Genomic DNA, 14,230 nt, shown 5'->3' with positions numbered 1-14,230 from the left:
CTCTACAAAATGACGCCTAAGCGCTTGATTTATAAATCTCAGCGCAAGACAATGAGCCTTCATAACGATAACGCTTAAACGGAATGCAACGGGAATTTTCATGACACCAGATTTAGCATTAACTCTATCCGCAGTTTTAGCCATCGGGATCGGTGCGCAATGGCTAGCCTGGTATTTAAAGCAACCTTCTATTCTGTTTTTATTATTGATTGGCATTATTATCGGCCCTGTCCTTGGATGGTTTAATCCTGATCAAGCACTGGGTGATTTGTTATTCCCCTTTATATCGCTTGGCGTTGCGGTGATTCTTTTTGAAGGCTCTTTGACGCTAGAATTTCATGAAGTAAAAAGTCATGGTCGCGTGGTACAACTTCTCGTATCGGTTGGCGTGCTGATCACTATCGCCATTGCGGGCGTTGCTGCTTACTACCTGTTTGATATGCACCCGCTTATTGCTCTGCTTTTTGGCGCACTGGTGTGCGTCACCGGACCTACCGTTATCATTCCGATTCTGCGCAATTTACGTGCCAATAAAAATATCAGCAACGTTCTGCGCTGGGAAGGTATTATCATCGATCCCATTGGTGCAATCGCTGTGGTATTAGTCTATGAATACATTATATCTGGAGGTTCAGGCGAAGGCGCATTGCTACTATTCGGTAGGATTATATTGATCGGTGCGGTATTAGGTCTTGTCGGTGCGGCAGTTTTAGCAACCCTCCTGAAAAAGCACTGGGTTCCTGAGTATTTGCGAAATATTTTCACGCTGGCATTTGTTCTGCTCGTATTTTCTGTCTCAAACCATATTGAACATGAGTCAGGGCTATTAACGGTCACTATTCTTGGTGTAGCGCTAGCTAACTGGCCCAAATTCCCCAAGGACGACATTCTTGATTTCAAAGAGTCATTGTCGATTCTTCTTATCTCAGTACTTTTTATCGTGCTAGCAGCAAGACTGGATTTAGCGAGCGTACAACAAATTGGCTACACCAGTTTAATTCTGCTGGCAATCATCATGTTTGTGGCACGTCCACTTGGCGTATGGGCTTCCAGCATCGGTTCCAAGCTAAGAACTAATGAGAAATTAATGATTAGCTGGATTGGTCCACGCGGTATTGTTGCAGCTGCCATCTCATCTTTATTCGCTATTCGGCTGGAAGAATATGGCCTGGCAGGAACTGAGTTTTTAGTACCTTTAGTGTTCATTATTATTATAGGCACGGTGTTAATTCAAAGCTTAAGTGGTGCATTTGTCGGCAACTTATTGGGCGTGCGAGAGCGATCAAACAATGGCGTATTAATTATTGGTAGCAACCCTGTAGCACTTACTGTGGCTAAAGCACTGAAGGATCACAATATTGATGTTCTTATGGCACACAACAATTACACCAATATTGCTAAAGCTCGTATGGAAGGCATTCGTGTTTACTTCGGCAACCCGATTTCGGAACATGCTGACCGAAACCTCGATTTAATTGGCTATGGTCATGTGTTTGCCATGAGCATGGACCAGGAGCTGAACAGCCTCAGTGAGTTAAATTTCAGGCATACATTTGGCAAACAGAACATTTATCGCTTGCGTTCGAGCAAAGATAAAAGCAAGAACGACCGCCAGGAAAAAGATGAGTACTATCAGTCACCCTGGCTGTTTGGCGAGTCGGTCACTTACGGGCAGCTTGCCAGTATGATCGCTAAAAATGCCAAGATTAAAGTAACCAATATCACTGAGAACTATAATTTTGAGCAATACCAGACGGATAACCAAAATTATGTTGCCCTGTTTATGATTGATAAAAATGACACCATGAAAGTTTTTTCGTCAGAAACTGAGGGCAAGAACATCAAGGAAGGTACTAAAATAATTTCCATCGTTATGGATACAGAGGATCCAAAAGGTGAGCGCCCGACACCAGCTGGCGCACAAAAAGAACAGTTCCAGAAATTGGCACAGAAAGAAAAAGGAGTCAGTTAGGTTGGTTAGCCAGAGACAAGCAAACAACTAAAAACAAAGGGTGTTAGCCACACAAGTTTAGACTACGGCTAGCACTCTTTTAGCGTTTTCTAACCTACTTATTCGGGCTTTGAAATTGAAGTACTGAACGTTAACAAGCCTTGTCTTAAAGACTCTTCAAAGCCCAGCTCAAGAACAGTGTTTCTACTTTCATAGTTTGAAATCTTCTCGATACAGACCCAGCAATCTCGCTGTTTTTCCTTGCCATAATAAAGCGCCAAATCGGCAAGTTGCACTAGCTTGTTCCATGAAATATGTTTCTCAGGATTTTCAACACATGGATATACCACTGAGCCAACGGTACAAGTGATATCAACAGTTTTACCCTGCCCAGCAGCATACGAATCCTGCTTAATGGCTTGAATGACGCGTTCCGCCAACACTTGCAAACCATCAGCATTATCGAGTCGAGCAACTAATAAAAACTCCTCTCCTCCCCAACGCACAAATAGATCAGTGTCTCGAATAGTGTCATTAATCCGTTGAGTAAACTCGATTAAAATCTGGTCGCCTGCTTCATGTCCGTAGGTATCATTAATATACTTGAAATGGTCAATATCCAATAAATAGATACCCAGTGCATGGCCATCCTGATTAGCCTGCGAGCGTTTTACAAAACTCATCTCGCGGCCAATGTTCTGCTCAAGGAAGCGACGGTTTTTCAAGCCTGTTAAAACATCTAATACACTTAACTCTTCATACTGTTCTGCTAGACGCCTTTTCTGATTTAATCGAATAACGGTTATGACTACCAATAGCAGTAAAATAAAAGCAATCGCCACCACTAAGCGAATCTGATCCTCGCGTCTTTCCTGCTGGGCTTCTTTCAGTGCAATTTCTTTTTCCAGCAATTCATTACGTAATCGAGATTCCTGTTGTAGTCGATGAAGCTCAGCGGTTGAAGCCACTGACGTCGAGCTCTGTTTTAACTGACTTTCCAGCTTCTCATCAAACAACTTATAAAACTGCTCCATACCCGCATATTTGATAGCATCATCATTTAACTCTGATATGCGTTTATAAACGTCAATTTTAACCTCTAGCGGCACGTTCTCATGTAACGGTAGACAAACATCCAAATCAGCTTCCTGGCCCAACTTAAACTTAACCAGCTCTCTGTAACAGTAGAGATAAGAAAATTCGGTGTTATTAACCGCTGGCTCGTCATAGGTGCGAGCAAGGTACTGTTCCGCCAACTGAGTGCGACCGATTTCTATAGCAGACAATGCAGAGAAGATTAAAGAAGAGAATTTTAAATGAGGTATCTCAGTGTTGCTGGCGTTTATAATTTCAAACCATTCCAAGGCTTTCTCATATTCAAAAGTGTGTAAAGCGTAGGCTATGCCAATATTAAACTGTGGGATAATCATGGCTGTGCGAGAAGTTTCAGCAAACTCAGGGTCTTCACTTGCTCTCTGCCTGATTCTTTCAATCGATTGCTTGTGCAGCTCAATCCCTTTTCTTATATAGTCCTTATCACCATGAATAATATACAGGCTAGCTGTATTAACCATTGCGTCATTTAGGGTAAAAAAGTCAAGGCTCTCGCCCATCGATAATGCTTCCTCATAACTTTTAAAAGCTGCAGCAATATCGCCTTTACCAGACTGATACCAGCCCATCGAAGTCAAGACTCTGGCAGCCATTGGCGTATCATCTTCCTCAATAGCTGTTTCATACAGTTCCAGAAAGTTATCGATTCGTTTTTCATAACTGAGATCACTCACCTGTATGCAGGCAAAACGATATCGAATATCAAATGATAAAGGAGGATTATTATCGCAGACGTCCTGAGCTTTCGAGTTTCTATAATTAAAGAAATGCTCGAAAGCCAGCGCTCTTTGGAAGTTATAATTCTGTGCGGGAGTTGTGGTCTGATCAATTTGGGAGTTTAACCAATCAAGCCGCCCTTCAGGTGACATCTGCTCATAGAATTCAGGAAAGGGGGCGAGCTGCTCAAGCTCCTGTCGAGAAATCCTTTCCTCTTCGGCAGCAACAGCTGGATTGAAATAAGCGATTAACAACGCTGCCATTAATATTTTATGGATTGTCTTTATCATTAACCGCATATTTGAAATCAATTCTCTAAGCTGTTCTTTGATTGTATCAATATCAACCGATTTGTCTATTTTTGAAACAGTTATGAAAAGGTTTTAAGGTAATTTTTGATTATGTATAACTAAGTCCTTATCTCGGCTTATTTCATAATAAAATATTAGGCCCAGACAAAATAATAACTCTGCCACAAACATAGAAGCATATTGGTACAGGTCAAAATGCATGGAAACCAGCGCAAAGTAATGCAACAACCCAAGTCCGACCGCGATTAAGAGCCCTTCTCTAACAAATTTATCTACAGCCCTAAAAGATACATATGAAAAATAGATTGCTAGATTTAGTCCTGAGCTTGCCAATACAATTGAATAGAAACCAATAGCTTTTTCAATAGCAGTATTTAAAGATTGGGCCTGATTCCATGTCTCGTACGCTGGCTCAAGATTAATAAAAAACAACACATATATGACAAATGTAAGCATCAGCGCTGTTATTTTATACATAAAGGATATTCTTAATACCCATCCGAGAACAATACACGCTGCACACCACGAACGGTCCAGGGACCTTTGCCACCACCGGCAAGTGGCATTAAACGGTAACGTTTTTCGCCATTGGGCTTGGTTTCGCTATTGAGAATATGGACAATTTGATTCGCCAATTTGCTGGCGGCTATCTGGGTTTTCCATGAACGATAACCTTTTGGCCATTCGAGAGTATATTGGCGTGGACGAGTGCCGCCCCAACCAGGGACTGTACCGATATTCGGAAAACGATTACCCAGCTCTGTGATGCCAGCTTCTGCAAGTAAAAAATCAAGTCGAGATATTAAAGAACTTGCAACACGACTGTTCCAGCTTAGCAATGGCAAGCGACCCTGCTCACCTTCCAGGTGTGCGGTACAAAGTGCTGCTAGATAGGTCCAGCCACTGTTCATTTTTGCATCTGCGTTTTCATCAGCATTGATCGCTGCTTTAATTACTTTTTTGATGTTGTCGACAGTAACTTCTTTTTGCGGTGTGCCGCTGACATTAAATAATTCAGTAACCGTTTTAACAGCCATATCGCGCCATTCATCGTCCCAATCACCACCCCGCTCCAGTGTTTTGGCTAGCTCGTTGGCTCGATAGTATAAAGGCTCAACCGCGGCATAATGCAACGCGTATCCAATCCTCGGCTTGGGCCAAAAGAAAGCAAGCAGGCGATCGTGCCATCCGGCAACCGCTTCACCTGCTGGCTTTTTGAGATAGTAGGCTTGGTACGGTGCATCTTCAATCCAGCGCACCAGCGCACGAACAAACTCTAAATCATCCGCACCTTTTTCAGGTACGTAAGGCGGATAAGTGTCTTCACCAATCAGCTCAATACCCTGATCATCAAGTACCACAGGGTCATCAGATTTGACTTCGATATCCGCCTGTACACGCGCTTCCGCGTAATTCATGTAGGTATCTTGCTCGGCAAAACTCATGCTGTCCCAAAAGGCAAGCGCATGGTCACTCAGGCAAGCAGCAGGCTCCTCACTTCCAGAGTCATAGCCAATCGTGGTTTGTTGCAGAAAGTCGATATGATCACGTAAGAAGGTATCGTCAACTTGTGCGTTGTTGCGGTAGGCCCAGGGCACCATCATGCGGGCGAGTACTTCTAAGGTAAAACGCCTATCCTGGCGGATAAGATCACTCAGGCTGCTATCACTTAAACCTATCGGCATTTTGCCGTATTTCCAGGCATGACGCTGCGCATCATGAGCTGGCGAGAACCTTTTAAACCACACTTTCCAGGCTGCAATAAAGAATCCAGCACTGATTTCGAAGTCTTCGGCCTGCTTGAATGTGACTCTCATATTTTCCCTAAGTGATTACTTTTTAAGTAACAAATAAGATAGCGGTATTGCCGCTCCACTGCAAATATAAAGGTGCTAACCATATTGCATATACCACTAACTATTTGGAGTTATTCATGCCCACTATCAAGATCCGACCAAGATCGCTATAATTCCGCGGCAATTCTAACAATTACTAGTCATTTGGCATGAAGCTCGATTTACCGCAGATCACCGATAAAACCAATTTTGTCCATTATCTGGATGGCCTGGCTGGCTCCAGTCGCGCTCTGGCCTTCGCTAAGCTGGCTGAAACCCGCGAGCAACCAATTGTGGTCATCAGCGATGACACGCCTGCATTGTGGCAATTGCAAAAGGAAATTCGGTATTTTCTGGGCAAAGACTCGGATATTCCGGTTTTAGTGTTCCCGGACTGGGAGACCCTTCCTTATGACAACTTTTCACCCCATCAGGACATTGTTTCAGAGCGGTTACTGACACTTTATAAGCTGCCACGATTAAAGCACGGCATTGTATTAATTGCTGTCAACACGCTCCTGCAACGCTTACCACCACAGCAATACATCGAACAAAACAGTCTGATTGTCCATACCGGGCAAAAGCTGGATATGCACGAAGTACGCAGATTATTTGAAGAAAGCGGTTACCATGCGGTCAACCAAGTCTTTTCGCATGGCGAGTATGCAGTCAGAGGTTCGATTCTTGATGTGTTCCCAATGGGTTCAGAGCAGCCTCTGCGGTTAGACTTTTTTGACGATGAAATCGATAGCATTCGCTACTTTGATCCTGAAAGTCAGCTCTCTGATGAAAAGATTAATAAGTTCGAGTTGCTTCCAGCCAAAGAGTTTCCATTGGATGAAGAAGGTGTCGGCAGTTTCAGACAGAATTTCCGCGCTGAATTTGAAGTCAATCTACAACGTGTCTGGCTTTATCAGGAAGTCAGCAATGGTAACTCGCCAGCCGGTATTGAATACTATCTGCCATTGTTTTTTGAGAAGCTGGATACTTTCTTCGATTACCTACCGCAGCAATCCCTGATTTGCACGCTGGGCGATCACCAATTGCATGCCGAGCACTACTGGGACGAAATCACCGAGCGCTACGAGCAACGTCGCCATGACATTGAGCGTCCGATTATAGAACCCCATAAGCTGTATCTTGCCGCTGACGAACTGAATTCCGAGTTAAAACAACATATCAGGGTTCATATCAAACAAGAACGCCCTGATGCCGAGTATCAAGCCAGCCCAATGCCAATGATGGCGATTGATCATAAAGCCAAAGATCCGGTGAACCAGTTTCGAGGGTTTTTACAGCAATGGGCTGGGCAGTGCTTTATTGCCACCGAATCGCCGGGGCGCCGCGAAGCTTTAAAGGATTTGTTGGCGCGTAATGACATCCAATCCTCTGTTATTGAACAATGGCACGAAGCCTCTGATGCTAAGGGTTTAGTCATCGGCGTTGCACCGCTAAGCAAAGGTTTTGCCCTATCTGATCTGGCCGTTGTTACCGAAACAGAACTATTTGGCGAACACGTCATTAAGACTCGCCGACGCGACAGTAAAGGCGCAGACCAAGCCGAAGATATGATCCGCAATCTGGCGGAACTTAAAGAAGGCGATCCTGTAGTGCATATCGAGCAAGGTATTGGTCGCTATCGTGGACTGGTTAAATTAGAAAGCGGAGACATTGAAGCTGAATATCTGATGATTGAGTATTCCGGTGGCGATAAGCTTTATATGCCGGTTCAGTCATTGCACTTGATTGGCCGTTATTCAGGCACCAACCCTGAGCTAGCTCCCTGGCATAAATTAGGCACTGAGCAATGGGATAAAGCCCGCCAGAAAGCCGCAGAAAAAGCGCGTGATGTGGCCGCTGAATTACTCGATATTTATGCGCGTCGAGCAGCCAAAGAAGGTATTCAATATCAACTCGATGAAACCGAATACCGCAGATTCTGCGCAGAGTTTGCTTTTGAAGAAACCGTCGATCAAACCACATCAATTAATGCTGTGATTCGTGATATGACCTCGCACCTTCCCATGGATCGCCTGGTCTGTGGGGACGTGGGCTTTGGTAAAACCGAGGTTGCATTACGCGCCGCTTTCATCGCAGCACAATCAGGCAAGCAGGTTGCAGTGTTAGTTCCAACCACCCTGCTTGCTCAGCAACACTTCGAGACTTTCAGTGATCGATTTGCGGACTGGCCGATGAAAGTGGCCAGTTTGTCGCGCTTTGCCACCAGCAAGGAGGTGCAAGCCACCTTAAAAGGTCTAGAGGATGGTACCGTTGATATCGTGGTCGGCACTCATAAACTGATTCAGCAAGATGTTAAGTTTAAGCGCTTAGGCCTGCTGATCATTGATGAAGAACATCGCTTTGGTGTGCGCCAAAAAGAGCAGTTGAAGAAATTCCGCACCGAAGTGGATATTTTGACCTTAACCGCTACTCCAATTCCTCGAACCCTGAATATGTCGATGTCAGGAATGCGCGACCTATCTATTATCGCTACCCCGCCTGCACGACGACTTTCGGTAAAGACTTTTGTTCGAGAATATCACAAGCCTCTAATCCGCGAAGCCATATTACGTGAGGTTTTACGCGGTGGTCAGGTTTACTTCCTGCACAATGCGGTTGACACCATCCAACGCACCGTAGAGGAGCTTCAGGAATTATTACCCGAAGCGCGCATTCAATTAGCACATGGCCAAATGCGCGAGCGTGAACTGGAACAGGTGATGCGTGATTTTTATCACCAACGCTTTAACGTACTAGTTTGTACCACCATTGTCGAAACCGGCATTGATAATCCGAATGCCAATACCATGATTATCGATCGTGCAGATAAATTTGGTTTAGCACAGTTGCATCAGCTTCGCGGCCGTGTGGGACGTTCACATCACCAGGCTTACGCCTATCTGCTTACCCCAGCCGGACGGAAAATTACCAAAGATGCTGAGAAGCGTCTGGATGCCATCGCTTCCTTGGAAGACTTGGGCGCTGGTTTCACGCTGGCAACACACGATTTAGAGATCCGCGGTGCAGGTGAGTTATTGGGTGATGAACAATCAGGTCAAATGCAGGCTGTCGGCTTTAACCTGTATATGGACATGCTCGAAGATGCCGTTAAAGCACTTAAAGAAGGAAAAGAGCCATCGTTGCAACAAAGCCTAAAACAAAAAACCGAAATTGACCTTAGTGTGCCGGCCCTGATCCCGGATGACTATATTGGTGATGTCGCCACGCGCCTATCCCTCTACAAAAGAATAGCCAGCGCTAAAAACAAAGAACAACTGGATGGTTTACAGGTCGAGTTTATTGATCGCTTTGGCTTGCTGCCAGAGCCGCTGAAAAACCTGTTCACTATCACCGAGCTAGCCTTGAAGGTTCAACCACTCGGCATCAGTAAAATTGACTTGGTGCGTAGTGGTATTCGCATACGCTTTGCACAAGATGCCAAGGTAGATCCGGCAAAGCTTATTCGCTTAATACAGCTTAACCCTACGCGCTATCGCTTTGAGCAAAATGTCATTCTGAAGATTCTGACTGAAGAGGAAGACATAGCACCATTACTCAAAGAAATTGACACTGTCATCGAGAAGATTTCATAAAATTTGACACTCTGCCCAGTCGACACAATTATGACTGGGCTTTCCCTTCATTCATGGTAAACTCTAACCACTAAACGCGTTAACCAATAGACTTATGAGTAAAAGAATCATTATCTTGGCAGCTTGTTTGATGCTCGCTTTCAGCACAAACTCTGCTCTCGCACAAAGTGTTTTTGATGTTGAATTTATTGTCTTCAAGCGCATTGATCAGCAAGACAATGCCGCTCAGGTTAAAGAAACCAATTTACCCGAATTGAACGATGAAATATCTTTGAATGAGCTTCCTGAGGGTTACAGCCAGCTTTTAGCAAGTCAGTTCAAACTTGAGGGCGTTTATAATCGCTTGAGAACCAGTCCGAATATCAGACCATTGTTACACTTCGGTTGGCGCCAACCTTTGATGGATAAAGCAGATACTCCCTGGCTCCATTACAATCTTTCAGACGAGGCTGAAACTGAAGGCCTTGAACAGTTCGAAGGGGTTATTCGCTTTAGCCGAAATCAGGGCTTGTTAGTAGAGCATAAGGTTATTGGCTTTAAGCCCATGCGCATTCCTCAACAATTTCTTTCGTCAGAACCTCAAAACTCATCGAACGAAAACTCAGATGAAGATATGAATGCCATCTTTGTTGACGCAGAAGCCTTAAATGATCAGATAGTTGTCGATCAGCAAATGCCCGATCAATTACATGGTTATTTTGTCCTATCTGAAAATCGCAAGGTCAAACTGGACGAACTTCATTATTTTGACCATCCTAACATGGGGATACTACTCAAAGTGACCCCTCATAAAGCCAGCCTGGAAGAACAGGAAGCGCTTGAGAACCCATAAGCTTTTAAATTTAGAACAATAACTTAATCAGGAAGATCCATGAGCAATATTTTAGTCATCGGTGGTGGTATGGTCGGCAGCGTCATTGCACGCGACCTATCGGAAAAATATGACGTCACCGTTGCTGATGTTAGCAATACGCGCTTAAAACTCTTAAAAAAACGTCACCCTTCGTTCACCACGATTGAACTCGATGTTATGGATCTCGATAGTGTAAAAAGTGCGGTTAAAGCTTTTGATCTTGTGGTCTGTGGCGTGCCTGGCCATCTTGGTTTTCAAGCGTTAAAGAATATCATTGAGTCTGGTAAAAACGTTGTCGATATTTCTTTTGCTCCTGAGAACTCTTTAGAGCTGGATTATCTGGCTAAGAAACACAAGGTTACCGCGGTAATCGATGCAGGTGTTGCTCCAGGCATGGATAACCTGCTATTAGGTTTTCATAATACCAGAATGGAAGTCAGTCATTTCGAGTGCTTAGTCGGCGGCTTGCCTAAAATCCGCAAAAAGCCCTTTGAATATAAAGCAGCATTCTCACCGATTGACGTCATTGCAGAGTACACCCGCCCTGCCCGCTTTTTTGAGCAAGGCCGCATGATGACAAGAGAGGCCCTCAGTGATCGTGAGTTGGTGGAATTCGAGAAGATTGGAACGCTTGAAGCTTTTAACACCGATGGTTTACGCTCGCTAATGTTCACCATGAATAATGTCCCTAACATGAAAGAAAAAACACTTCGTTATCCAGGTCATGTTGATGCCATTAGAACCTTGAAAGCCAGTGGCTTTTTCAGTAAAGATAAAGTGTCCGTTCGTGGTCTTGAAGTTACTCCATTAGAAGTTACTTCTGAGATCTTAATTAATGAATGGAAACTGAAACCGAAAGAAGAAGAATTCACCATTATGCGAGTGACGATTCATGGTCAAGAAGGCGAAAAGCATAAGGAATATGTTTACACCATGTATGATGAATATGACAAGGTGAAGCATGAAACTTCGATGGCACGAACTACTGGGTTCACAGCTAATGCTATTTGCCAATTGCTACTGAAAGGAAAATTTGATAAAAAAGGTGTGTTTGCACCTGAGCATATTGGTGGTCACACTGATTGCTGTAAAACGGTTTTAGACTATCTAGAAGAACGAAAAGTACGCTACCGTTTAGAGGAAAATGTTTTATCAACCTGAAGCCATTGAAGGCCTCATTTGTGAGACGACACCATGTCAACTAAAACGCAACACATGCTTCACCTGCATATCGAACTGGAACACCTTAACCTTCCTGTTTGGCGCGATATTCTCATTGACCCAAACGCTAATCTCGAGGACCTCCACTATTCCATTCAAGCCATTTTTGGCTGGGAAGATTACCAGCAGCACGAATTCCAGATAAATGGAAAGCGTTATGGCTACATTGACCCAGAAGGTGACGGTGATGAGAAGTGGCTGAATGAGGCAAACATTGCTATCACCGATGTATTAAAAAACAAAGACGATAGCATTGAATACACTTATGACTTTGCTGACCATTGGCATCATAAAATTACTTTTGTTGGTTTTTCCGATACTCAATCAGATAGCTATGTAGAGTGTATTGATGGTAAAAACGCCTGCCCCCCTGAGGATGCAGGCGGAGTAGCGGGTTACGAGCATTTACTTAACGTCTTACGCTCCCCGAATCACTTTGAACATGATGAAGTCAGTACGTGGTTTGGTGAGGGATTCTCACCCAATCGTTTCAGTATTGCCGAAGCCAACACCAGCCTCCAAGACAGCTTTAGCTACGAGGATGAATGACCAACTTATAACAAACAAACCCAGCGGAGGTTCAATGAAGCCATTAACGGATCAGCATATTCAAGACGTTAAAGAGCATTTTGATTATTTCGATACAGACAATAATGGCCAAATCGACATTAAAGAATTCGAGCGCTTGTTAAAGGTGCTGTCACCTGATGCAACTGCAGAGCAAGTTAAACGTGGTTTTGATTTAGTGGACAAAAACCACAGCACTCATATTGAATTTGATGAGTTTCTAGAATGGTGGGAAACTTGCTGGTGGGAGTTCTAATACATCGAATGAACTCATTCAGCTAAGCTATTGAGCTATAAAGGCGTATTTCAACTGAAATGCGCCTTTTCATTAATATTTCTAATCAATCCCCTCCCCCTCATAACCCCAGCCCATACAACAGCTCTGACCAGCGCAATCATTGACTAATCTTTAACCAGCATATCCAAAATTAACTGGCGAAAATTGCCCTCTGGTGGTATGGTAGCGCCGCAAAATTATTTATCGCTAAAGTAGTCTAATCTTAGTTACTTTAGTGTAGTTTTAACTGAATTTAGAGGTATTTATGGATTTTTTGAAAGAGCTAGGTATCGAAGCCGTCAACCAGTCAGCTAGTTGGGGCCAAGGTTACACCGACACTCAAGACGCAGGGGTAATTGAATCGATCAATCCTGCAACTGGCGAAGTTATTGCCAAAGTTAACGCCAGTTCTGCAACAGATTACGACAAAGTTATGCAGGAAGCCGAAGCTGCTTTTGAAGAGTGGCGTAAAGTTCCAGCTCCTCTACGCGGTGAGCTTGTTCGTAAAATTGGTAATGCCTTACGCGATCACAAAGATGCTTTAGGTAGTCTGGTTTCTGCCGAAATGGGCAAAATCAAGGCCGAAGGTGATGGCGAAGTTCAGGAAATGATTGATATGGCGGATTTCGCTGTAGGTCAATCTCGTATGTTGTATGGTAAAACCATGCACTCTGAGCGTCCTGAGCACCGCATGTATGAACAATGGCATCCACTAGGTATCACTGGTGTTATGTCAGCGTTCAACTTCCCGGTTGCTGTTTGGTCATGGAATGCGTTCATCGCAGCTATCTGTGGTAACACAGTGGTTTGGAAACCATCTCCAAAGACTCCTCTAACAGGAATTGCTGTACAAAACATCTGTAACAAGGTTTTAGAAGAAGCTGGTCTTAAAGGTATCTTCTGTTTGTTCATCGATACTGAAGAGAATAAATTATCACAGCGTTTCATAGAAGACGCACGTGTTAAGAAAATGTCTTTCACTGGTTCAAGCGAAGTTGGTCGTATGGTTGGCGTTAAAGTTGCTGAGCGTATGGGTAAAAGCTTGCTTGAGCTTTCAGGTAACAACGCACTTATCCTTGATAAAACAGCCGATATGGACATTGCAGTTCCAGCAATCGTCTTCGGTGCTGTAGGTACTGCCGGCCAACGTTGTACTTCAACGCGTCGCCTAATCGTACACAAAGATGTGGCCGATCAAGTCATCCCATCAATCGTCAATGCTTACAAGCAAGTTAAAATTGGCAACCCATTAGACACTGATACTTTGATGGGCCCGTTAGTTGACGCTAACGCTGTTAAGAATTTCGAGAACGCAGTCGCTAAAGCCAAAGAAGCTGGCGGTGAAGTTCTAGCTGGTGGTAAAGCAATTGATGGTCCTGGCTTCTTCATCGAGCCGACGGTTATTCGCGCAGAAAACCACTGGGATGTTGTGCAAACTGAAACGTTCGCTTCAATTTTGTATGTTATGACTTACGAAACGACTGAAGAAGCGATTGCCATGCAAAATCAGTCTAAAGCGGGTCTTTCATCAGCTATCTTCACTCGCGATATGAAAGTTGCTGAGAAGTTCCTTTCTGCACTAGGTTCTGACTGCGGTATCGCAAACGTCAATATCGGTACTTCGGGTGCTGAAATTGGTGGCGCCTTCGGCGGTGAAAAAGAAACAGGCGGTGGTCGTGAAGCTGGCTCTGATGCATGGAAAGCTTACATGCGTCGTCAAACCAACACCATTTTCTGGGGTGACCAACCTACTTTGGCTCAGGGCATCAAGTTCGACCTGGGTTAATCATTG

At 44.1% G+C, this 14,230-nt stretch carries 10 protein-coding genes; 7 read left to right on the top strand and 3 right to left on the bottom strand.

Annotation, left to right across the window (positions count from 1 at the left end; genetic code table 11):
* Positions 1-100 precede the first annotated feature (100 nt).
* A complete protein-coding gene (locus KKOR_RS05765) occupies positions 101-1,972 on the top strand; it encodes a cation:proton antiporter (protein ID WP_012801076.1) in 1,872 nt (623 codons plus the stop codon).
* A gap of 98 nt (positions 1,973-2,070) precedes the next feature.
* Here KKOR_RS05765 and KKOR_RS05760 read toward each other — a convergent pair whose 3' ends face one another.
* The 3 genes from KKOR_RS05760 to KKOR_RS05750 all read right to left on the bottom strand — a co-directional run bounded on the left by KKOR_RS05760 (position 2,071) and on the right by KKOR_RS05750 (position 5,909).
* Complete coding sequence (locus tag KKOR_RS05760) at positions 2,071-4,044, bottom strand: tetratricopeptide repeat-containing diguanylate cyclase (protein WP_012801075.1); 1,974 nt, start codon at positions 4,042-4,044, stop codon at positions 2,071-2,073.
* A gap of 120 nt (positions 4,045-4,164) precedes the next feature.
* Positions 4,165-4,569 (bottom strand): hypothetical protein, encoded by a 405-nt coding sequence (locus KKOR_RS05755; protein ID WP_012801074.1) that lies wholly within the window; start codon positions 4,567-4,569, stop codon positions 4,165-4,167.
* A gap of 11 nt (positions 4,570-4,580) precedes the next feature.
* Positions 4,581-5,909, bottom strand: coding sequence for a hypothetical protein (locus tag KKOR_RS05750; protein ID WP_012801073.1), 1,329 nt, complete (start codon positions 5,907-5,909; stop codon positions 4,581-4,583).
* 188 nt (positions 5,910-6,097) lie between these two features.
* Between KKOR_RS05750 and mfd the strand changes: the two genes are divergently transcribed.
* From mfd to amaB, 6 genes are all read left to right on the top strand, one after another.
* On the top strand, positions 6,098-9,520 hold the full coding sequence (gene mfd / locus KKOR_RS05745; protein WP_012801072.1) for a transcription-repair coupling factor: 3,423 nt from the start codon (positions 6,098-6,100) through the stop codon (positions 9,518-9,520).
* Between the two features lie 94 nt (positions 9,521-9,614).
* A complete protein-coding gene (locus KKOR_RS05740) occupies positions 9,615-10,352 on the top strand; it encodes a CsiV family protein (protein ID WP_012801071.1) in 738 nt (245 codons plus the stop codon).
* A 39-nt stretch (positions 10,353-10,391) separates the two neighbouring features.
* The gene (locus KKOR_RS05735) at positions 10,392-11,534 is read left to right on the top strand and encodes a saccharopine dehydrogenase C-terminal domain-containing protein (protein ID WP_012801070.1); all 1,143 of its coding nucleotides are present in this window, start codon (positions 10,392-10,394) and stop codon (positions 11,532-11,534) included.
* Positions 11,535-11,567: 33 nt separating this feature from the next.
* A complete protein-coding gene (locus KKOR_RS05730) occupies positions 11,568-12,143 on the top strand; it encodes a plasmid pRiA4b ORF-3 family protein (protein WP_012801069.1) in 576 nt (191 codons plus the stop codon).
* A 34-nt stretch (positions 12,144-12,177) separates the two neighbouring features.
* On the top strand, positions 12,178-12,417 hold the full coding sequence (locus tag KKOR_RS05725; protein WP_012801068.1) for an EF-hand domain-containing protein: 240 nt from the start codon (positions 12,178-12,180) through the stop codon (positions 12,415-12,417).
* Between the two features lie 286 nt (positions 12,418-12,703).
* Positions 12,704-14,224, top strand: a complete 1,521-nt coding sequence (gene amaB, locus KKOR_RS05720; RefSeq protein WP_012801067.1) for an L-piperidine-6-carboxylate dehydrogenase — start codon at positions 12,704-12,706, stop codon at positions 14,222-14,224.
* Positions 14,225-14,230 lie beyond the last annotated feature (6 nt).

Source organism: Kangiella koreensis DSM 16069 (assembly GCF_000024085.1).
Classification (GTDB): domain Bacteria; phylum Pseudomonadota; class Gammaproteobacteria; order Enterobacterales; family Kangiellaceae; genus Kangiella; species Kangiella koreensis.
Note: the sequence above shows the minus strand (reverse complement) of the source record. Positions and strands in the feature narration are given on the sequence as shown.